Below are 23,498 nucleotides of genomic sequence, written 5' to 3'. Positions count from 1 at the left end.
ATATGAGTTTTAATGTTCGTTAGGAATCATGATAGTTTTCTATCGAATGTTATGACTACATTATACAAGGAGGATTAATATTTGATAGCAAACATTTTAACAGCGAATTTTAATATAATAATAATAAAATTTTTACAGCAGTTTTCTAATCCATTTTTAGACAAACTTGCAGAACTAATAACAATGACAGGAGAGCAATATTTTTCTATCGGAGCAATATTAATTATTTACTTATGCATTAATAAAAATTTAGGATACAAACTTGGTTTTGCAAGTCTTTTTAGTAATTCAATTAATGGGCTTGTAAAAAATATATTTAAAGTTCCAAGACCAATAGGGACAAGCGGCATAAGATCATTGAGGCTTGAAACTGCAGGAGGATATTCATTTCCAAGTGGACATACACAGAATGCATCTGTTTTTTGGACAAATCTTATGAAAAATATACACAAACATTGGATTTATATTGTTGGAACTATAATGATACTCGGTGTAGCCTTATCTAGACTTTATTTAGGAGTGCATAGACCTGTTGATGTGTTTTTTGGTTTTGTAATTGGATTTTTATCCATGGCGGTAGTAAATAGAATTTTTGATTTTAAAGATGGTGCTGGAAATATTTATGGCCTATTAGTATTAGTAGTTATAGTATGCATAATTACAATAAATTACGGAAATTTAGATTTATACAAGCAGTTTGGCTCAATTACTGGATTTTTTGTAGGATATTTGATAGAAAGTAAATTTATAAGATTTAGAGAAAAAGCATCATATATTCAGAATGTAATAAAAGTTTTTATTGCATCAATAGGATGTTTAATTTTAGAATTAGGTTTAAAAGCAATATTACCTAATTTAAAAGTATTTGAATTTTTTAGATATTTCATTATAATACTATGGGTGACAATCGGAACAACATATATCATTAAGAGATTTAAGATATATTTGTAGAAAACAAATAAATTTTATAAATCTTAGTCAAAAATTTCAAAAACTTTAAGTTAAAGAAGGATAATGGGCTAAAGTCCAAACCTCGCGTATGTTTACTTTTAGCTGCTGAATCATAGTGAGTTACTAAAAGTTCTTTGAAATTTTTCATTTTAGATTTATAAAATTTATTTAAGTACTGATAATCAATTAATTTACAAGGTTTCTGTATAATCTCTATCTATGGTTATTATTGCTTCGTATTTAGGATGAACTCTTCTTATTTCATTTTCGATGTTATTTATAAGTTGATTTTCAGAGTCTTTTGAAATATTAACGTCAAAGGTTATAACAATATCAAATATAAGCTTTTTGTGGTCACCGGTTCCAACAATTCTAAAATCGTGAAAAGAATTTATTTGAGGGAATTTTTTTAATATATATGATACTTCCTTTCTGGTTTCGTTAACCTCTTCTGAATCTGTGAGTATAGGGTCCATGTGTATAACTATAAGCATATTTAGTTTTTCAGATATTTCTTTTTCAGCCCTATCTATTTCATCATGAATTTTCATTATTGGCACATTGTAAGGAACTTCTGCATGGAATGACGCCATGGATCTCGTAGGACCATAGTTATGAATTATAAGATCATGTATCCCTATAATTAAATCATATTTTATTGCAAGGCTTTTTATATTTTTTACCAAGGCTGGATCGGGAGCTTGACCCAAAAGAGGATCAATAGTGCTTTTCATTATGGAAAAACCAGAAAATATTATGAAAATGGCAACTACAATTCCCACATATCCATCAACAGAAATATGAAAAGATGCCCATACTAAGAGTGAAATTATTACTCCAGAAAGTATAAAGACGTCATTTAGAGCATCTGCACCAGCTGCTGAAAGTGCAGAGGAATTGATTTTTTTACCAATGTATTTATTAAAATGACTTAGCCATAATTTTAGCGGAATAGCAATTATAATTATGATAAAAGAAATTAAATTAAATTTAGTCTCTTCCGGATGTACGATTCTTAAAAATGAGCTTTTCACAAATTCAAAGCCTACAACCAATATTATAGCTGATACTAATAAAGAAGAAAGATATTCAATTCTTCCGTGACCAAAAGGATGTTCTTTATCAGCTGGTTTGCTTGAAAGCTTAAAGCCAATGAGAGTTACTAGAGATGAACTAACATCTGCAAGATTATGAAAGGCATCTGCAATTACTGCAATGCTGTTTAACATAAATCCTATAATAAGTTCAATTAAAAACAGAATAAAATTAACTATTAATCCCATTATGCTGCTTAATATTCCATAATTTTCGCGAACCTTTTTATCAGCAGTATCGTCATGATTTCTTATGAATTTGGATATAATTAAATTTGAAAACAAAATAATCACTTCCTTATATAATAGATAAAAATTTTAAGTTATGTTAAAAAAATCTTGATGCATAATTGTGTTACGAGGTTCAAATATAATTAATTTTAATTATAACACATTTGGTAAATATACTGGAAAAAAATAATTGTATTTTGTATACTATAACTATATATAGTGTTAGTGGAATAAATCGTATTAGTACCAATTTTAAAATTACAGGCAGTATAATGATAAATTTGGAGGATGACATATGAAAAATGAATTAGAATATGCTGAAGAATTGATTGACTTTATTTATAAAAGTCCATCACCTTTTCATGCAGTAGATAGCATAAGCAGTGTGCTTAAAGATAATGGCTTTATAGAATTAAATGAAGAAGATAGATGGGAAGTTCAAAAAAGTGGAAGATATTTTGTTACAAGAAATAGTTCAGCTTTAATTGCCTTTGGTGTTGGAAGTGGCGTTATTGCGAAAAAAGGATTTAAAATAATAGGAGCCCATACAGATTCTCCTACTTTTAGGATAAAACCAGATCCTGAAATTATTTCAGAAGGGTCATATTTAAAGTTGAATACAGAAGTGTATGGAGGACCTATTTTAAATACTTGGCTTGACAGGCCCTTATCTATAGCAGGAAGAGTAACTCTAAAAGGAAGGAGCATTTTAAATCCTAAAACTGAACTTATAAATATTAATAGGCCTATACTTATAATACCTAATCTTGCGATACATATGAATAGAAATATAAATAAAGGCATAGAATTAAATAAGCAAATTGATATGCTTCCTGTGCTTGGACTTATTAACGATAGCCTTGAGAAAGATAATTATCTTGTTAAGTTAATAGCAAGTGAATTAAATGTAGATATAGAGGATATAATGGATTTTGATCTTGTGCTTTACGAATATGATAAAGGCTGTATAATGGGATTAAACAATGAATTTATATCTAGCAGCAGATTAGACGATTTAGAAATGGTTCATGCAGGAGTAACTGCCTTAACAAAGTCAAGCGTATCGGAAATGACAAATGTTCTTGTGTGCTTTGATAATGAAGAGATAGGAAGTTCCAGTAAGCAAGGAGCCGATTCTCAATTTTTATCTGATATACTTGAAAGAATAGTGTTATCTTTTGGTGGTGATAGAGAAGATTTCTTTAGAGCTCTTAACAAATCCTTTATTATATCTTCTGATTCAGCACATGCGGTTCACCCTAACAAAGGTGAAAAGGCAGATCCAACTAATAGACCTCACATAAATGGTGGACCTGTAATTAAAATAAATGCAAATCAAAAGTATACTTCTGATAGCAATTCTATATCAGTGTATACTGAAATATGTAAAAAAGCAGGAATTCCATTTCAGAAATTTGTAAACAGATCAGATGAAACTGGAGGTTCTACAATTGGACCTATAAGTTCAACACATTTAGCATTGAGATCTGTTGATATAGGAACAGCACTGCTTGCAATGCATTCTATAAGAGAATTGTGTGGAGTTGTGGATCATTTATATGTTGAAAAATCTTTTGAAGAATTCTACAATCTATAACTCAATTAAAGTCTTAAAAACATATTGTATATTTATGAGTATTATGCTACAATAAAAAAAATTGATATTAGTGAAATCAGTTTAACTAGATTTATATATGTCTCAAAATGCCTTGAAAATCGTTGTTTTAAAACATATATGCAATAAGTTTTCTATTGATTTCACGATTAAAAGCCTAATGTAGAGGTGCTTTAAGTTAAGAGTAGTTGTTTTAGCTAGCAGGCAATTATAAACAGCGAAAGGAGCTTTTAGCCGAAGATGAATAAACTGGCAGGTTAGTCATCTGGCTTTATGCACAATATGTATAAAGTTGTCGCTTGAGTTTTTTAAGTGGAGAGCTACAAGGTTCACAAAGTTGTATGTATGCGGCAGAGTTGAACTTTGCCGTATTATTTTATTTACTATTGTATAATTATAACAATAAATATTTTTTTATGCAGAAACTAATTAAAGAGGTGTGAAGGGTGAAATTATTTGGAAGCATGTCAGTAAAGGATAATGAATTATATATAGGTGGTGTAAGTTCAAGCAATCTTGCTAAGGAATATGGAACTCCGCTTTACGTTATAGACGAGGAACTTTTAAGAAATAATTGCAAAAGTTATCGTGACAATTTTTGCAAGAATAATACAGTTGCATATGCAGGAAAAGCGTTTTTACCTGTTGCAATGTGCCAAATTATAAGTGAAGAAGGACTTAATCTTGATGTTGTTTCTGGGGGAGAATTATATACAGCATACAAGGCAAAATTTCCAATGGAAAAAATACTATTTCACGGAAATAATAAAACAATAGATGAGATTAGAATGGGAATAAGTTTTGGTGTAGGAAGATTCGTTGTTGACAATTTTTATGAAATTGAAAAAATAAACGAAATAGCAGCAAAGGAAAATGTGGTACAAAAAATATTTTTAAGAATAACTCCGGGAATAGAAGCCCATACCCATGAATATATAAAAACAGGGCAAATTGATTCTAAATTTGGATTCACACTTTCAAATGGTGATGCTCTTGAAGCTGTTAGAGAAGCTATCAAATTTAAAAATGTTGAACTTGTAGGACTTCATGCTCATATTGGTTCTCAAATATTTGAAATAAGTCCTTATTTAGAAGAAGTAGATACTATGTTAAGCTTTATTAAACAAATAAAGGACAAGATAGAGTATGATATTAAGGAGCTTGATCTTGGGGGAGGCTTTGGAATCTACTATACAAAAGCAGATAAGCCGAGGACCACTGAAGAATTTTGTAGTGCTATACTTAAAGAGGTCGATAAAAAAAGCGCAGAACTTGGAATTAAGCTTCCAAGGCTTATTATAGAACCTGGAAGATCAATTATAGGAAATGCAGGTACAACTTTATATACAATAGGTTCTATAAAAAATATACCTGATATAAGAAAGTATGTATCTGTTGATGGTGGAATGACGGATAATATAAGACCTTCACTATATAATGCTGAATATGAATGTTCAATCGCAAATAAATTTAATGATTCAAAAGAAAAGGTAACTATATCTGGAAAATGCTGTGAATCTGGAGACATACTTTTAACAGATGTTGAGATATCAGAAGCAAAAAGTGGTGACTTACTTGTAGTTTCAACAACAGGAGCTTATGGATATTCTATGTCTAGTAATTACAATAAGATACCTAAACCAGCAGTTGTTTTGGTCAAAGATGGTACTTCAAAGTTGATATGCAAAAGAGAAAGCTATGAGGATATTGTAAGAAACGAGCTTTCAATTCTATAAAAAATGCAAAATAAATGTATTACAGTACGATAAATAAAATTAATAAATTTAAGATCTATGTATCGCGTACAAAAAATTTTCTGAATCTATGTTTACACAGAATATGGAATATTACTTTAATTTCAGAATTAACTTAAAATTCCGTAGGTACGGAGGAATTTTTTCATTGTACCACCGTGAAAGCAAAATAATAATGCTGAAGGAACAGTTTAAAAAAATTCTAATAAATCTTGGTGGAAAAATTATAAAATACTTAGAGATTTTAATTGTTTGACTGATAGGGAGTTATTAAAATATCTTAGGATTTTATAATTTTTCTATCTTAGATTTATAGAATTTTTTTAATGTGACGAAGCATTGTTATTTTGCATTTTTTTTTTAGAAATAGGGAATAATAATTCAAGTTAGGATATATAGGAAAATTAAAATATAGTTGCTGAAAGGATGAATTGTTATGCCTTACATGTATTTATTAGCGATAGTAGTAGCTTTAATTCTGTTATATGTGATTATAATTTCATTAAAAAATAATTCTAATTATTCTTTTGATGATGTTCCATATATTGATGATGTTGAAAGTGAAAAATTGGAGAATCATGCTGTAGAACTTTCTAAATATCATAAGGCTACAAGAAAAAGGAGCAGCAAAAAAAGTCTTATAAGAAGACTTGACTTAAGCTATGAAAGTATTTTAAGGGGCTATGAGTATATAGACAGAGATATCAGAAATAATAGAGAAATAGTTCCAGCAGCTGAATGGCTTCTTGACAATTTATACCTTATAGAAAAAGAATATAAAGATATAAAACATAATATGTCGGAGAGTTTATATAAAGAGCTTCCTATAATAAATAAAGGTTCAGTAAAAGGATTGCCAAGGATATATCATATAAGTACAGAACTAATATCGCATACAGATGGAAAAGTAGATGAAAACATTATCCTTTCATTTATTAATGCTTATGAAAAAAGGAGTGTGCTTACAAGTTCTGAACTTTGGGTACTTCCAACTATGCTTAGAATAGCAATTATTCAGAATATAAGTAGGGTTGTTTCAGGGATAGTTTTTGCTGAAAGAGAGAAAAGAAAAGCAGATAAGCTTGGAGATAAAATAATAAAACTTTCAGATAAAGAGTTAACAGAAAATGAAATAAAAAGGTTAATAAAAGGAAATATGATATTTTCTACACACTTTATGGAAAGATTTTTAAAGGTTATCAGAGATAATGGAGTAGAAAATGAAAAAATTTATAAGTACATAGAAAATATTATGGAAGTTCAAGAGATGGACAGTAATAGAATGATTATTATTGAACATCAAAAACAGGCAAAGTTTCAAGTGTCGATGAGAAATTGCATAAGTGGAATAAGGGAAGTGGAAGCATTAAATTGGAAGGAATGTTTTGAAAAACTTAGCATAACCCATCAGATATTAAAGAAAGATCCGTCAAATATATATATAAATATGGATTATGCATCAAGGGATTACTATAGGCATAGAGTAGAAGTTATTTCAAAGCAAACGAGGTTGCCAGAAGCATACATTGCAAGGACAGCAGTTAAATGCGCTGATGAAGCAGAAGCAAAAAGTGAATTGAAAAAGCATGTTGGGTATTATCTTATGGATGATGGCGTAGAAGAACTAAAAAATAAGCTTAAATCTAAGAGAAGTGGAACAATAGATTTTAGAAGTTATATAGATAAGCATAAAGTTGCAGCATATATATGGGCTAATGTCCTTGGAACAATTTTATTAACTGTTTTTATGCTTTGGATAATATATGTTACAGATAGTTATGCAAAACCTTGGAAATACATTGTTGGTGGGATAAGTATCTTAATACCGTGTTCCGAAATAGTTAACTCAATACTAAATTGGAGTATAAATCATTTAATTAATCCTAGGTTTGTACCTAAAATGGAATTAAGCAGTGGTATACCAGATTACGCAAAAACAGTTGTAGTAATACCTACAATTTTAAATAGTGAAGATAGAGTAATTGAGCTTATGAAAAATATGGAGGTGTACTACCTTGCTAATAAAGAAAAAAATATATACTTTGCGATATTGGGGGATTTCAAAGACAGCTATGTTAAAAATGATATTAACGATGAAAAGATAAATAGAATTGCACTCAAAAGGGTGAAAGATTTAAACCGCAAGTACAGCAGTAATGGTGAAGATATATTTTTCTTTTTAAATAGATATAAACAATTTAATAAAAAACAAAATATGTGGATTGGTTGGGAAAGAAAACGTGGTAAACTTATGGAATTCAATTCACTGATAAGAGGAGATAAGAATACAAGTTACAATGTTATTAGTGGAGATATAGAAAAACTAAAAGATGTAAAATATGTAATAACGCTTGATGTTGATACAAAGCTTCCAAGAGATGCCGCTAAAAAACTAATAGGGGCTGTAACCCATATTTTAAATAAACCAGAGATAGAAAATGATAAGGTTGTTCGTGGATATGGAATTATGCAGCCTAGAGTAAGTATAAGTACAGTAAGTGCCAATAAAACCATGTATTCCAAGATATTTTCAGGTGAAACTGGAATTGACACTTACAGTACAGCAGTATCAGATGTTTATGAAGATTTATTTGCAGAAGGTATTTACACAGGAAAAGGTATATACGATATTGACGTGTTTCAAACTATGCTTAAGGATCAACTTCCAGAAAATGCTATATTAAGCCACGATTTGATTGAAGGATCATACACAAGAACAGCATTGGTAACAGATGTTGAACTTATAGATGGATATCCTGCATATTATAATTCAAGTTCAAAGAGACTGCATAGATGGGTTAGAGGTGATTGGCAGATTGCAGCTTGGATATTTAAAAAATCACCTATAAATGCTCTTTCTAGGTGGAAGATTGCAGATAATTTAAGAAGAAGCCTTGTATCTCCAGCAATTGTAATACTTAGTATACTGGCATTTACAGTACTTCCATATAATCCGGATAGATGGCTTAGTGTAGCATTTTTAGCATTGATATGCCCATGGCTATTTGATGTGTCAGAGGTTGTAGCGTCTCCTATAAGGGGACTTAGTTTATCTGGAAAAATAAACAGTAGCAAAACGGTAATAGAACAAGTGTTTTTAATATTTGCTTTTTTGCCATATAAGGCTTATTTAATGCTTGATGCAATAATAAGAACACTTTATAGGATGCTTATAAGCAAAAAGAAATTACTTGAATGGCAGACAGCAGCTGATAGTGAAAGGTTAATGGGAAGAAAGCTAAATGATTTTATTAAGACGATGTGGAGTGGAAGCGTTGTTGCTCTTGTTATAGCATATATTTCATTTTCAAAAGAAATAAAAATTGGAATGATTATGTTTCCTTCTTGTGTAATATGGTTTATAAGTCCAATTATTGCTTATTATATAAGTAAAGAAAGAGGATTAAAGCATGCAAATATTTCATCTCAAGATAACTATTTCTTAAGAAGAATGTGCAGAAAAACCTGGGCCTATTTTGAAGATTTCGTAAATGAAGAATCAAATTTTCTTGCTCCAGACAATTATCAAGAAGAGTACAATAAAGGAGTTGCATATAGAACATCTCCAACAAATATGGGAATGGGGCTTACTTCTAACATAGTTGCATACGATTTTGGTTTTATAGGAATCGAGGAGTTTGTAAATAGGGTTGATAAAGTGCTTTCTGAGATGGAAAGTTTACCAATGTATAGAGGTCACTTTTATAATTGGTATGACACAAAAACAAAGGAACCTCTTAAACCGCTTTATGTATCTACCGTAGATAGTGGTAACCTTGTTGGATATTTGTGGCTTCTCATAGGAACAATTAGAGAGTACGAAAACAATCCTATAGTACGAAAGGAATATAAAACAGGAATAGAAGATACCTTAAAATTAGCAGTGGAAGAAGTAGAGGATGGATACTATGAAGATATATTAAATGAAATAGCCACAGATGATTTCAGCTTGAGTTTTTGGTGTGAAATGCTAAACAAAATATTAGATAAAGTCAAAAGTGTAGAAGAGAACTATGATAGAGATAAAATTTATTGGAATATGAAGCTTAAAGCTATGTGTGTAAAATTTATAAATGAAATCGAAGAATTCTCATTTCCAGTATCAGAGATAAATGAAAAATTTAAAAATGACTATGAAAGCATTGAATTTTTAAATGAAATATTAATGCACACACCAATAAGTGATATACCATATGAAATTGAAAAGTTAAGACTAAAAAAATCTAGTGCTGAATTAGTTACAAGAATAGTAAACAATTTTGATAAACAAAATAGTAAAGTTAAAAGCCTTCTTTTAAAGATGGATAATTTAAAAGAAAGATTAAGAAAAATATCAAATCAAACGGATTTTTCAATGTTGTTTGATAAGAAGAGAAAATTATTCGCTATAGGTTATGATATAGAAAGCGATAGTCTTGGAAAGAGTTATTATGATCTTCTAGCATCTGAAGCAAGACAGGCAAGTTTTATAGCAATAGCTAAAGGAGATGTAGAACAAACACATTGGTTTAAACTTGGGAGATCAATGACATCTATAGCTGGTAGAAAAGGACTTGTATCCTGGAGCGGAACTATGTTTGAATACTTTATGCCTCTTGCCATAATGAAGAGTTATCCAGATACTCTTCTTAATGAAACATACAAAACCGTTATAGAGGCTCAAAAGAAATACTGTAGAAGCAGGAAAGTGTCGTGTTTTGGAATTTCAGAATCTGCATATTATAGCTTTGATGTAGACAATAATTATCAGTATAAGGCTTTTGGAGTTCCAGGAATAGGATTAAAACGTGGGCTTGCAAATGAACTTGTTATATCTCCGTATTCAACTGTTATGGGACTTCAAATTGATTTTAAAGATTGTTTAGATAATATGAGAGAACTTGTAAGTGAAGGAATGGAAGGAAGATATGGATTTTATGAAGCTTTAGATTATACAAGAGGAAGATCCGATAAGAACAGGGATAAGTCCATTGTAAGATGCTTTATGGTTCACCATGAGGGAATGAGTCTGATGGCACTTGATAATGTTATTTATAATAATGTGCTGCAACAAAGATTTCATTCAAATCCAAGGGTAAAAGCTACAGAACTTTTGCTTCAGGAAAGAATTCCAAGGAGAATTGTATATGATAGAGAACAAGTCTTTGATGTACCAGAATTTAAAGGATTAAAACAAAATATTACTGTTAGGACATATAGAACTCCTAAAACGCCAACTCCGGAAGTGCAGCTTTTATCGAATGGAAGATATTCTTTGATGATATCAAATAGTGGAAGTGGATATAGTAGACGAGATAATATTGAAGTTTATAGGTGGAGGCATGATGCAACTAAAGATGATACTGGAATGTTCTTTTATATAAAAGATGTTTCAACGGGAAAGTGGTGGAGTCCGACTTATGAGCCTTGCGAGAGCGAAGGAGATTTTTATGAAGCTGTCTTTGCTCTTGATAGGGCAGAATTCAAAAGAAAAGATGGAAATATTATAACTAATACTGCTGTAGCGGTTTCTAATGAAGAAGATGCTGAGGTTAGAAAAATATCAATTACTAACAAGACGGCTTCTTCTAAAATATTTGAAATAACGAGTTACTCTGAGATAACTATAGCACCGCATGATGCAGATTTGGCTCATCCTGCTTTTAGCAATCTTTTTGTAACTACGGAATTTGTAAAAGCTCCAGAATGTATTATTGCATCAAGAAGACCACGAAGTGATAAGGATACAAAGTACTGGATTATGCAAAAAATGATAGTAGAGGGAGTAGAGCTTTCTAATACGTCTTATGAGACCAGCAGAGTTAATTTTATAGGAAGAGGAAAAAGTAAAAATAATCCTGAGGGTATCAATAATCCACTTAAAAATACTGCAGGTGATGTACTTGATCCAATAATAAGTATAAGAAAAAAAGTAAAAATACATCCTGGAAAAACGTGCAATATATATTATATTAATTCTATATCAACATCAAAGGATGAAGTTATAAGCACTGCGGAAAAGTATAGTAAATATCACAGCTTAAAACGTGTATTTGAACTTGCACGGACTCAAACTCAGGTTGAAATGAGCTATATGGGAATAAAATCAAATCAGGCAAATATATATCAAATAATGGCATCAAGAATATTGTTCGTAAATAGTTCTCTTAAACTTAGAGAAAACTACGTTAAGAATATAAAAAACTCTCAACCGCATTTGTGGGGGTACGGTATTTCTGGAGATTTGCCTATTTTACTTCTCCTTGTAAGAGAGGAAAATGATGTTGATCTTGCAAGACAAATGATTCTTGCGCATGAATATTTAGAGACTAAAGGTCTCAATTATGATTTTATAATTTTAGATCTTCAAGAAAATTCATATATTCATATATTAAAGGATTCAATAAGAGACTTGATTGCAGCAAGAAATTCCAATATAAAGAAAAAAAATTCTGGCAGGATATTTCTTTATGGTAAATCGGAAATACCTGAAGAAGATATGAATTTTTTAATAGGTATAGCTAAATTTGTGGTTGATTCCAAAGATGGACTTTTAGTAAGTCAAATTAAAAATGAGATGAAAGAGGATAATGAAATCCCAGACTTAAAAACAAAAAATGTTAAATATAATATAAAACCGCATAAATTTGAAATTGGAAGCCTTAAATTTTTTAATGAATATGGAGGATTTAATAAAAATGGTGAGTATACTATTATTTTGAATGATGATAAGAATACTCCTGCCCCATGGATAAATGTAATTTCAAATGATAAATTTGGTTTTCATGTATCTGAAAGTGGCTCTGCTTATACTTGGTATGAAAATAGTAGAGAAAATAAAGTGACACCTTGGTACAATGATTGGGTATCTGATCCACCTGGAGAAGCTCTTTATGTTCGTGACGAGGATACTGGTGAATTTTGGAGCATATCACCTAAACCTGTTAGGGATAAAGAAGACTATATAATTCAACATGGTTTTGGATATTCTACATTTAAGCATTATAGGGAAGGAATAATAGGAAGTATCACTATGTTTGTTCCTATGAATGAGAGCATTAAAATATTAAAGGTGAATTTGAAAAATAATACTGAAGTTCATAGAAGCTTGTCTATTACGTATTTTGCAGAACTTGTTTTAGGGGTTGCCTATGAGCAAACTTCTAATTATATTTCTACGTATTTGGAAAATAAGGAAAAAGTAATATATGCACAAAATCCTTATAGTACAAATTTTGGAAACGCATTTGCTTATTTAAAGATGTATGGAGGAGAAGAAGAAAGCTTTACAGGCAGCAGAAGAGAATTTATAGGTAGAGGAGGTAACACTGAAAATCCTGAATTTATGAAGAAATCAAGACTTTCAAATTATGTAGGCAGCGGAGAAGAACCATGTGCTTGCGAGAATACTAAAGTAGAACTTAAACCAAACGAGGAAAAAGAAATTATTATAATGTTTGGAGAAACTGTTTCACTGGATAAAGCAATGGAGATAACTCAAAAATATTCTTCTTTTGAGGAAGTAGATAAGGAGTTAAAAAACACTAAAGAATACTGGGATTCGTTACTTCACACTATAACTGTAAAGACACCTGATGAAACTATGAATTTACTTATGAATGGATGGCTTATGTATCAGACTTTAGCATGTAGGGTATGGGCAAGAACAGCATTTTATCAATCTGGAGGAGCCTATGGTTTTAGAGATCAACTTCAGGATGTTATGTCATTAAGTTATATAAAACCTGAAATTACGAGAAGGCAGATTTTAATAAATTCGTCAAGGCAATTTCTAGAAGGAGACGTTCAACATTGGTGGCATCCTATAGTTAACAGTGGAATAAGAACTAGGTTTTCCGATGATTTACTGTGGCTTCCATACGTAACCTTGGATTATATAAAAAATACAGGAGATTACAGTGTACTTGATGAAAAAGTTAACTATATAGACGATGAACCTTTAAGAGAAGGAGAAGATGAAAGATATAATATTGCAAGAGTATCTGAAAAATCTGAGAGTGTATATGATCACTGTGTAAAAGCTATAGAAAAAGGGTTAAAATTCGGAGTTCACAACATACCTTTAATGGGTAGTGGTGATTGGAATGACGGCATGAACACTGTAGGCAACAAGGGAAAAGGCGAAAGTGTTTGGCTTGGATGGTTTATGTATTCTATTCTTAAAAATTTTAAAGAAATAGCTAAGTTGAAAAATGATGAGTATAGAGTACAAAGATATAATGAATTGAGTGAGTTTGTGAGAGAGAATATTGAAAAGAATGCTTGGGATGGAGATTGGTACAGAAGAGCGTATTTTGATGATGGAACGCCGCTTGGTTCTTCAGAAAATGAGGAATGTCAGATAGATTCTTTAGCACAGTCTTGGGGAATTATATCTGGAGCAGCAGAACCATCTAGAGCAAAACGCTCTATGATCTCACTCGAAAAATACCTCGTAAAAGAGGATAAAGGTGTTATTTTACTTTTAACTCCACCATTTAGCTCATCAAAACTTGAACCAGGTTATATAAAAGGATATGTACCAGGCGTAAGAGAAAATGGAGGTCAGTACACTCATGCAGCTACTTGGGTAATATATGCTATGACGAAACTTGGAGAAGGAAAAAAGGCAGTTAAGTTGTTTAACATGATAAATCCTATAAATCATACAAAATCCTACTATGATTGTCATACCTATAAGGTTGAACCGTATGTAATGGCAGCTGATGTTTATGCAAAACAGCCTTATGTGGGTAGAGGAGGTTGGACCTGGTATACAGGAACAGCAGGTTGGATGTACAGAATAGGGCTGGATGGAATTTTGGGATTAAAGCTTGTAGAAGGGAAAGGATTTTCAGTAAAGCCATGTATTCCAGAAGATTGGAATGAATATACAATAAAATACAACCACTATAATTCGGTTTATAATATAAAAGTTATGAGAGGTTCAAACAAAGAAATAAAATTCGATGGAAAGAATATAGAAGGAGATGTAATTCCCTTCGCAGAATTTGGCCACCATGAGGTTGAAATTATTATTTAGATTATTTATAATTTCGTATTCATTAGTGAAAAAGTGAAGGAATTTTCTGTCGCAAATGGTGAAGGGTTTTAACTTGCCTTGCTCGTTAAAATCCTTCACTTATATAATATACCTTGACAAACTTTCATTGTTTTATTACTATAGAACTATGAAAAAAGTCGATTTGGTAAAAATATTTAAAGCATTATCATGTGAGCAAAGATATAAGCTTTTTAAGATGCTATATGAATGGTATGAAACAAATAAAGATGATGGAGGGAAATACTGCTTTGATGAAGGAGTTGAAAAATGTTTTACTAAGGCATGCTGCTGCATGAAATTATCCCGTTCAACGATATCACATCATTTTAAAGAGCTTCAAAATGCAGGACTTATAGAATATACACGTAATGGACAATGTTTTACGTGCAAAATAAATTTAGACGCTGTTGAGGCAGTGAGAAATTTCTTAAAGTAAGGTAGTTAAATATTTTTTGTGATAAAAGTTCGATTACTGACGAACTACAAAAAATATAATTGTAGGTAAGGAGATTTTTATGTTAGAGTTTAAAGAAGTTACTATTGATGATAAAAATGTATTTGATAAGTATTTAAAGGATTATAAATTTAAAACCTGTGAATTTTCTTTTACAAGTTTTCTTATATGGAGAAAAGGCTGTGATATTAAATACTGCATATATGAAGATGCCCTTATAATAAAGAAAAAGGATTTTAATGAAAAATATCATTTTATGCAGCCAATAGGATATTCTAGAGAAAGCTTAAATAAGATAATTGAAAGTCTTGAAGAATATAAAGAAAAAAATAATATGGCTTACTTATTTAAAGATGTTGAAGATGAATTTAAAGATGAACTTGAAAAAGTTTATGGTGACAATATTAAAATTGGAGAAGATGTAGATAATTTTGATTATATTTATTTAAGTGAAAAATTAATTAATCTATCAGGAAAGAAGTTACATTCAAAAAAGAATCACTATAATAATTTTGTTAAGAATTATGATTATACAGTTAAAGATCTTTCGGAAGAAGGAGTAATTGAGGAGTGTATTTCAGCTAGTGAAAGATGGTATGAGGAAAATAATAGGGGTGATATATATTTAACCTATGAACTCGAAGGAATAAAAGAAATATTGAAATATGCTGATATATTAAATTTGAAAGGAATTGCAGTGTATATCGATGATGCACTCTCAGCTTTTACAATTGGAGAAATTGTCAATGACAATATGGCAATAGTTCACATTGAGAAGGGAAGAAAGGACGTTAATGGTATATATGTGTTTATTAATAAAACCTTTGTTGAAAGGTATTGCAGTGAAGTAATCTATGTCAATAGAGAGCAGGATTTAGGTATTGAAGGATTGAGAAAGGCCAAAATGTCATATAAACCAGTAAAACTTGAAAAAAAATACTGTATAAACTTATAACAATTGTTATAAGTTTATACAGTATTTTTAAGTTCAATAGCTTTTGGCTTAGTTTTTTATAGTAGTTACCACCTTTCAATATTGTAATGATATTGATAATATCATAAAGAAGGCTAGAATTAAAGGTACTAGTACCTAGCATTTAATTTTTTTTCAAGTAAGTCAACAGCTAAATACATTATATAAGCCAAAATAGATAAAATTACGATACTCATCATTACCATATCTAGCTGTGAAATTTGACCACCATACACAATTAAGAAGCCTAGACCTTCTTTTGCAACAAGAAATTCACCCATTATAACTCCAACCCAAGATAAGCCTACATTTATTTTTAAGGCAGAAATTAAAGTTGGAATCGAAGCTGGGATTATTAGGTTAAGGAGTATTTGAAGTTTATTTGCACCAAGTGTTTGAAGAAGCTTTATTTTGTCTGAATCAACTTCATTAAAACCATTTAATACACTTATTATGGTTGTTACAATTGAAATTAAAAGGGCTACTATAATAATTGCTTTCATTCCATTTCCTACCCAAAATATTATTATTGGTGCTAAAGCCACTTTAGGAAGTGCATTGAGCACAACTAAATAAGGATCTAATACCTTTGAGGCAAATTTAGACCACCATAAGAGTATAGCAATAATTGTTCCTAAAATTGTTCCAGATACAAAACCTATGATAGTTTCGAAGCAGGTCACCAATATATGAGTAAATAGAGTTCCTTCTCCGTATATTGTTATAAGACTCTTAATCATTCTGGAAGGAGTACTTATAAGAAATGGATCTACCCAGTTTAGATCACCAGCAATTTCCCAAACCGTGAAGAGGGCTATAAGTATGGAAATTCTAGTGATTCTAATTTTTATTTTTTCTTTTTTTAGATCCAAAATATATTTTTTTTGTTCTATAGTCTCATTCACTTTTGTCCATCTCCTTCCATATAATATCAAAGTAAATTCTAAAGTTTTCATCCTCACGTCTTTTAATTGGAGATTCTTCATTTAAGTCTATTGATACATCCTTTTTTATATAAGCAGGACGCTTTGAAAGTATTAGTATTCTCTCAGATATAGAAACAGCTTCTGCTATATCATGTGTTACCATAATTGCTGTTTTTCCTTCTTTCTTTATTATGCCGCAAATCTCACTTCCAACATTAAGTCTAGTTTGGTAATCTAAAGCTGAAAATGGTTCATCTAAAAGTAAAACCTCAGGATTTAAAATTAGTGTCCTAATTAAAGCAACTCTTTGTCTCATGCCACCAGATAGCTCGTTTGGGTGATGATTTTCAAAACCACCTAATCCATATTTAACTAGGAAATCACCTATTTTATCTTTGATTTCATGTGTGTATTTTTTTTGTATTTTAAGACCAAGAGCTATGTTATCTTTTACTGTAAGCCATTCAAAAAGATTATCTTTTTGAAACATGTAACCAATTTTAGGTGAAACACCTTTTGTTAAAGTGCCATCTATATATACTTCGCCGCTTGAGGGTTTCAAAAGTCCAGCAATTATATTTAAAAGAGTTGATTTTCCACAACCAGAAGGTCCAACAATACTTACAAATTCTCCTTCTTTTACTGAAAATGATATATTCTTTAGTGCTTTTGTTTCTGCTTTTAGGGAATGATAATTAACAGAAATATTTTTAACATCAACTTTATCCATTTTATTATCACCTTCTAAATTATTTAATTTTCTGCACTGCCTCCTTTGCAAAGCTGTTATTTACTATAGTGTTAAAGGAAGGTCTTTCTTTTATGAGAGAAGATTTATAACTTTGAATTATATCCATAAGTCTTGTTAAATCTTTTTCACTTAAAGCAGGGGTTTCAGCAAATGCTCCTATTTTTCTATAATTTTTTACTGAGTTTTCAATTAAACTTTCACTAGTACCAGGAAAAAATGACTTTATAGTAGAAGCGACTTCTTTATCTGAATGATTTTTTACCCATAATTGACCTTTGTATATTGCATTTGTAAACTTTTGAATTACGTCTTTATTTTCTGTCATGTAAGATTTTGTGGAGAAAAAGCAAGTATATGGAAGTGTTCCAGCCTCGGCCCCAACTGATGAAACAATATACCCAGATTTACTTTGAGTTAGCAAACTTCCTGTAGGTTCAAAAAGCGTTGCGTAATTACCTGTGCCACCTTTAAATGCACCACCAACTGCTTTGAAGTCTATATTTGTTATTACATTCACGTCTTTACCTATTTTAAGGTTCTTATTCTTAAGCACATATTCCAATGCCATTTCTGGAACTCCACCAGGTCTGCCTCCAATTATCGTTTTGCCTTTTAAATAAGACCAGCTAAAATCTTTTTCCTCTTTCCTACCAACAAGAAAAGAGCCATCTTTTTGTGTAAGTTGTGCAAATAGTATTGGGTAATCCTGTCTATGTTGATTGTAAATATAGATTACTTGCTCAGGACCACAAAAACCTATATCGGCATTTTTGCTTAAAACTTCTTGCATAGTTTTATCTGCACCTTGACCAGTGGAAATGTCAAGCTCAATTCCATTTTCCTTGAAATAACCATTGCTTATAGCAGCATACATTGGTGCGTAAAATACAGAACGTGTAACTTCATTTAAGCGAACTTTGGTTAATGAGCTTGTGCTTGTTTTTTTTCCGCAAGATGAAAACAAAGTTATTAGCATTAAAGAAGAAACTATAAGAGATAATATTTTCAAATGTTTTTTTCTCATGAATGACCTCCGTAATATATTACTTAATTCATAATATGAAGTGTGAAGGAGATAAGTTATTATTTTAAATTTCTTAGCATAAAATTTTTAAAAGTTTAAATAATAAATCTATGCTAAAAATAATGTTGATAAAGATTTATGTCATTACTATCAACATTCTTTAAGCATAGCCAGTAATAAGTATAAAAGCTGTAGGAGGAATTATCGTGGAAAAAGAAAGAGTAAAGGAAATACTTAATTCCAAAGGATTTATAGAGGTAAGATATAAAAACAAACCTGTATATTTGGAGGGAATTGGAACAGATCAAGATGGCAAGATTTTAGTAAAAGATTTAACCACAAGTGAAAAGTTTAATGTAGATATTAGAGAACTTACAACTTGAACGCTATATGAAATAAATTGTATGAAAGATTTAAAGTGAAGAGGTTGTGAAAAAAAGGTATTCTATAGGTTTTACTACACCACGCATAAAGCATTATAAGCGACCAGTAAAAAAGAATACCTACATTTTTCACATCCTTCTATATATCATACAACATATAGCTTTTTACCTAAAAGTTCATTAAATGAGTCCGAAATTGTTTGAGCTTGTTTTATAAGAAAATCAGAATTAGTATTTGAAACAGTTTTTATTATTATGACATCATCATTTATGGTGCATTTTATATCAGTTATTGAATTTGATAAATCTTTATCTAGATTTTCAGCGATTCTAATTAAAATGCCTATTACCTTTATTGAATATAAATCAACCTTGTCAATTAGAGTTTTATATTTATCAAAATCAGATGGCAAACTGTCGCTTCTGTGATAATATGCAGCAAAAGCACTCATGACACATTCACGTGGAGTTAAGCCATATATAATAGAGTTAAGTATCACATAGGCAGAGTGCTTGTGATGATAGTAATAGGAAATATTGCTTCCAATATCATGAAGCATACTTGAGGTTCTAATTACATTTATAAGGTAGTCATCTAGTCTGTGAACTGGTTTTAGTTCATCAAATAAAGACAGTGTAAGTTTATAAACATGATTACTATGTTTAGGATTCATGCTGTTGTTTATCATGATATTATTTATAGAGAAACCAAGAATGTCATCTATTTTTTGTTTATTATAAAGAGTACTTAAAAGAACACCTTCGCGAAGTCCATTTCTACTTATTATTACGTGTTTTATTTTGCACATATCAATTAAAGTATTAACTGCACATACGGCACCAACAAATATGTCAGTTCTGTTTTTAGATAGACCCTTTATTTTCTTCCTTTGCTCAGCAGATTTCAATTTTACTTCATCATATATATCTAAAATTTCAGCACTGTCTAGCTTATAGTTGTGAATTAAATTCAGTGGATAGTTGGTTCTTTTTTTGCTTATCTTTGCTATGTTTCTTATGCTGCCCCCTATACCTATAAGGGTATTTACTTTTAAATCATTAAGCCATGCTATTTTTGAAAAGCTGTCCAATAGGAAACTTTTAAGATTTTTTTCCTCTGCATTTGAAATTGAGTCTTGAAGGTTGAATTTTTTTGTTAAAGTTATGGCACCAAATGGCAAACTTATGCATTCTTTTAAGTTCCTATTTTCTACAAGTATTAGTTCTGTACTCGCACCACCTATATCCATTATAAGTCCGTTGTTAATGCTTAAAGTATTTATAGAAGCAAAATAATCATAGTAAGCTTCTTTTTCACCAGAAAGAACTTGTATATCTAAATTAATTTCGGATTTTATTCTATCCATTAAATAAGATTGGTTTTTGGCTTTTCTTACAGCTTCTGTGGCAGTTGCTATTATTTTAATATCCGGAAAAGTAGCACAAAAGTTTTTATAAAGCCTAAGCACGTTTATGGTTTCTTGTATTTTTTCTTCTTTAAGGCTTCCATTATTGTCGAAGCCTTCACCCAGACGGACATATTCTTTTAATTCTGTGATGATTTTAAATGAACGTTTGTCTGTTATTTCAGTTATAAGAAGCCTTACGGAGTTAGAACCAATATCTATTACGCCAATGTGTTTCAAATTATCATCTTCCAATCTTTATTAAAATATTTTATTATTATATCACATTTATTAGTTAAAGTGAGAGGCTTGTATATTATACATTAGCGTATGTAAAGTTTAGGTTAAATATAATAATATTTCATGTTAATTATGCTATAATTATAGAAATATGTTTAGGGCGGACATAGTAAATTGTGTTTTATTTTAATAAAAATAGAGAATTTTTTGAAGAATTAATGGGAATAAAGCCTATAATTAATATTACAAGAGGGTGATGTATATGGGAAAATGGAGTTGTGATAATTTTATAAACAGGGAATTAAGTTGGCTAGAATTTAATAATAGGGTTTTAGAAGAGACCTTAGATGAAAGCAATCCTCTTTTTGAAAAAATTAAATTTTGCTCAATAACCAGTTCTAATTTAGATGAATTTTTTATGGTTAGAGTTGCATCTATAATAGAGCAAATTCATGCAGAATTTACTATTCCAGATATAGCAGGTTTTACGCCAGAGGGACAGCTTACTCAGATAAGGATTAGGGTTAGAAAAATGGTTGAAGATGAGTATGTATGTTATAGAAAACTTTTAGATGAACTTAGAGAACAAAAGATATATATAGTTAAACCAGAAGAATTAAATGAAGCGCAGAAAAAATATATAACGGAGTATTACTATGATACTGTTTTTCCTATTCTTACCCCAATGGTTATGGATAGCAGCAGACCATTTCCACTTATATTAAATAGAAGTTTAAATATAGCATTATTTATAGAAGGAAAAGATGATTCTGTAATGTTTGGAACTGTTCAAGTACCTTCTGTTATAGGAAGAATAATTAAAATCCCATCTCATGGTAAAGAAGTAGTTTGTATTTTACTTGAAGATGTAATAAAAATGTTTGCTCAAGATTTATTTAAAGGGCATAAGGTTATTACTATGGGAGATTATAGAATAACAAGAAATGCAGACCTCACTATAGATGAGGAAGGTGCGGAAGATTTGCTTGAAACTATTGAGCAGTCAGTGAAAAGAAGAAAATGGGGAGAGGTAGTAAGAGTAGAGGTAGAGGATGGAATAGATTTAAGGCTTCTAAACAAGCTAAAAGAAGAAGTTGAAGCTGATGAAGCTGATATATATATAATAGATGGTCCAATTGATTTGACATTTTTGAATAAGTTGGCTTCTCTTGAGGGATATGATTGGTTAAGATATCCAAAGTTTGAGCCACAGCCTATTCTTGAATTTTACGGAAAAGATAAAGATATGTTTGAAGTTATTTCTAAGCAGGATGTACTTGCATTTCATCCATATCAATCTTTTGAATATGTCGTTGATTTGGTAAAGAAGGCTTCTAAGGATCCAAGAGTACTTGCAATTAAGCAAACTTTATATAGGGTAAGTGGTAATTCACCAATAGTAAATGCTCTTATGGAAGCTGCAGAAAATGGAAAGCAAGTTACTGTACTTGTTGAACTAAAGGCTAGATTTGATGAAGAAAATAATATAGTATGGGCTAAAAAACTTGAAAAAGCAGGCTGTCACGTAATATATGGGCTTTTAGGACTTAAAATACATGGAAAGGTTCTTCTTATAGTGCGAAATGAAAAAGATGGTATTAAAAGATATGTTCATCTCGCTACAGGAAATTATAATGATGTAACAGCTAATTTTTATACAGATTTAGGGCTATTTACATCTAATAACCTAATTGCATCAGATGCATCTTCTCTTTTCAATATGCTTTCTGGATATTCTCAAATAAGTGAAATGAATAAGCTATATATTGCGCCTATAAACTTGAGAAAAAAGTTTTTATTACTTATAAAAAAGCAAATTGAAAATGCTAAGGAGGGAAAAAGGTCACTTATTGTTGCAAAAGTAAATTCATTAGTTGATAAAGAAATTATCGAAAAATTGTATGATGCTTCTGAAGCGGGAGTTAAAATAAGTCTTATTGTTAGAGGAATATGCTGCTTGAGACCAGGGATAAAAGGTGTAAGTGAAAATATAAAAGTTATAAGCATAGTTGGCAGATTTCTTGAACATAGTAGAGTTTTTTATTTTAGAAGTGAGGATGATGAAGCTATATATTTATCAAGTGCTGACTGGATGAATAGAAATCTAGACAGAAGAGTAGAAATATTATTTCCGGTTGAAAGTAGTAAGTTAGTTAATACAATAAAAGAACAACTTAATGTGTATCTTAATGACAATGCAAAAGCTAGAATATTAAATATGGATGGAACTTACACAAGAACTCATGTTACGGGCCAAATCGCCATAAATAGCCAGGCATATTTTGAAGATCAATATAAAAAATACGCAAAAAAAATTAAGAAAACGGGAAAAAGAAAACAATTTAAACCAATAAAAATGTAATCATACGCGGGGCATGGGCTTTGCCCATTATCCTTCTAGAACTAAAATAAACTGCTTTGTTAGCAACAGACAAAAACATTGAGTAAATACAAAATAAAATACGCGGGGCATGGGCTTTGCCCATTATCCTTCTAGAACTAAAATAAACTGCTTTGTTAGCAACAGACAAAAACGTTGAGTAAATGCAAAATAAAATACGCGGGGCATGGGCTTTGCCCCATAGCCATCAACCTAAGAAAAACAAAAATATGCATATATGATATAATTTTAGAAAAAAGTCTAACAAGGAAG

The 23,498-nt window shown here is 30.5% G+C and carries 13 protein-coding genes and 1 riboswitch; of the genes, 8 read left to right on the top strand and 5 right to left on the bottom strand.

Translation table 11 applies throughout. The features are described 5' to 3' along the window. Nucleotides 1-81: 81 nt before the first annotated feature. Nucleotides 82-951, top strand: a complete 870-nt coding sequence (locus LQK79_RS18330; protein ID WP_231017434.1) for a phosphatase PAP2 family protein — start codon at nucleotides 82-84, stop codon at nucleotides 949-951. 191 nt (nucleotides 952-1,142) lie between these two features. Here LQK79_RS18330 and LQK79_RS18325 read toward each other — a convergent pair whose 3' ends face one another. Further along, nucleotides 1,143-2,339 carry a cation diffusion facilitator family transporter gene (locus LQK79_RS18325; RefSeq protein WP_407928540.1) on the bottom strand — a complete coding sequence of 399 codons (1,197 nt, stop codon included), beginning with the start codon at nucleotides 2,337-2,339 and terminating at the stop codon, nucleotides 1,143-1,145. Nucleotides 2,340-2,571: 232 nt separating this feature from the next. On the opposite strand from LQK79_RS18325, the gene LQK79_RS18320 reads away from it, so the two are divergent. The 5 genes from LQK79_RS18320 (at nucleotide 2,572) to LQK79_RS18300 (ending at nucleotide 16,097) form a co-directional block, all read left to right on the top strand. After that, the gene (locus tag LQK79_RS18320; protein ID WP_231017432.1) at nucleotides 2,572-3,873 is read left to right on the top strand and encodes a M18 family aminopeptidase; all 1,302 of its coding nucleotides are present in this window, start codon (nucleotides 2,572-2,574) and stop codon (nucleotides 3,871-3,873) included. A 173-nt stretch (nucleotides 3,874-4,046) separates the two neighbouring features. Further along, a riboswitch (Lysine riboswitch) is annotated at nucleotides 4,047-4,222 on the top strand. A gap of 115 nt (nucleotides 4,223-4,337) precedes the next feature. Next, nucleotides 4,338-5,627, top strand: coding sequence for a diaminopimelate decarboxylase (gene lysA, locus LQK79_RS18315; RefSeq protein WP_231017431.1), 1,290 nt, complete (start codon nucleotides 4,338-4,340; stop codon nucleotides 5,625-5,627). 454 nt (nucleotides 5,628-6,081) lie between these two features. Continuing rightward, the gene (locus tag LQK79_RS18310; protein WP_231017430.1) at nucleotides 6,082-14,667 is read left to right on the top strand and encodes a GH36-type glycosyl hydrolase domain-containing protein; all 8,586 of its coding nucleotides are present in this window, start codon (nucleotides 6,082-6,084) and stop codon (nucleotides 14,665-14,667) included. 148 nt (nucleotides 14,668-14,815) lie between these two features. Further along, a complete protein-coding gene (locus LQK79_RS18305; protein ID WP_231017429.1) occupies nucleotides 14,816-15,124 on the top strand; it encodes an ArsR/SmtB family transcription factor in 309 nt (102 codons plus the stop codon). A gap of 79 nt (nucleotides 15,125-15,203) precedes the next feature. Then, on the top strand, nucleotides 15,204-16,097 hold the full coding sequence (locus LQK79_RS18300; protein ID WP_231017428.1) for a DUF2156 domain-containing protein: 894 nt from the start codon (nucleotides 15,204-15,206) through the stop codon (nucleotides 16,095-16,097). A gap of 128 nt (nucleotides 16,098-16,225) precedes the next feature. Here LQK79_RS18300 and LQK79_RS18295 read toward each other — a convergent pair whose 3' ends face one another. From LQK79_RS18295 to LQK79_RS18285, 3 genes are read right to left on the bottom strand one after another with little or no spacing between them, the layout of a single operon-like run. Next, complete coding sequence (locus LQK79_RS18295; RefSeq protein WP_053242659.1) at nucleotides 16,226-17,071, bottom strand: ABC transporter permease; 846 nt, start codon at nucleotides 17,069-17,071, stop codon at nucleotides 16,226-16,228. Continuing rightward, nucleotides 17,013-17,771 (bottom strand): ABC transporter ATP-binding protein, encoded by a 759-nt coding sequence (locus LQK79_RS18290; RefSeq protein ID WP_231017427.1) that lies wholly within the window; start codon nucleotides 17,769-17,771, stop codon nucleotides 17,013-17,015. The genes LQK79_RS18295 and LQK79_RS18290 overlap by 59 nt, the downstream gene beginning before the upstream one ends. A 19-nt stretch (nucleotides 17,772-17,790) precedes the next feature. After that, the gene (locus LQK79_RS18285; protein ID WP_053242657.1) at nucleotides 17,791-18,816 is read right to left on the bottom strand and encodes an ABC transporter substrate-binding protein; all 1,026 of its coding nucleotides are present in this window, start codon (nucleotides 18,814-18,816) and stop codon (nucleotides 17,791-17,793) included. A gap of 206 nt (nucleotides 18,817-19,022) precedes the next feature. Between LQK79_RS18285 and LQK79_RS18280 the strand changes: the two genes are divergently transcribed. Beyond that, nucleotides 19,023-19,199, top strand: a complete 177-nt coding sequence (locus tag LQK79_RS18280; protein WP_053242656.1) for an H-type small acid-soluble spore protein — start codon at nucleotides 19,023-19,025, stop codon at nucleotides 19,197-19,199. Between the two features lie 146 nt (nucleotides 19,200-19,345). On the opposite strand, the gene ppx is transcribed toward LQK79_RS18280, so the two are convergent. Next, the gene (ppx, locus tag LQK79_RS18275; RefSeq protein WP_231017426.1) at nucleotides 19,346-20,845 is read right to left on the bottom strand and encodes an exopolyphosphatase; all 1,500 of its coding nucleotides are present in this window, start codon (nucleotides 20,843-20,845) and stop codon (nucleotides 19,346-19,348) included. 262 nt (nucleotides 20,846-21,107) lie between these two features. On the opposite strand from ppx, the gene LQK79_RS18270 reads away from it, so the two are divergent. Beyond that, complete coding sequence (locus LQK79_RS18270) at nucleotides 21,108-23,207, top strand: RNA degradosome polyphosphate kinase (RefSeq protein ID WP_231017425.1); 2,100 nt, start codon at nucleotides 21,108-21,110, stop codon at nucleotides 23,205-23,207. Nucleotides 23,208-23,498 lie beyond the last annotated feature (291 nt).

This window comes from Clostridium guangxiense (assembly GCF_021043395.1).
Lineage (GTDB): Bacteria > Bacillota > Clostridia > Clostridiales > Clostridiaceae > Clostridium_S > Clostridium_S guangxiense.
The sequence above is the reverse complement of the archived record's forward strand: the minus strand, read 5'-3'. Positions and strand labels throughout refer to the sequence as shown.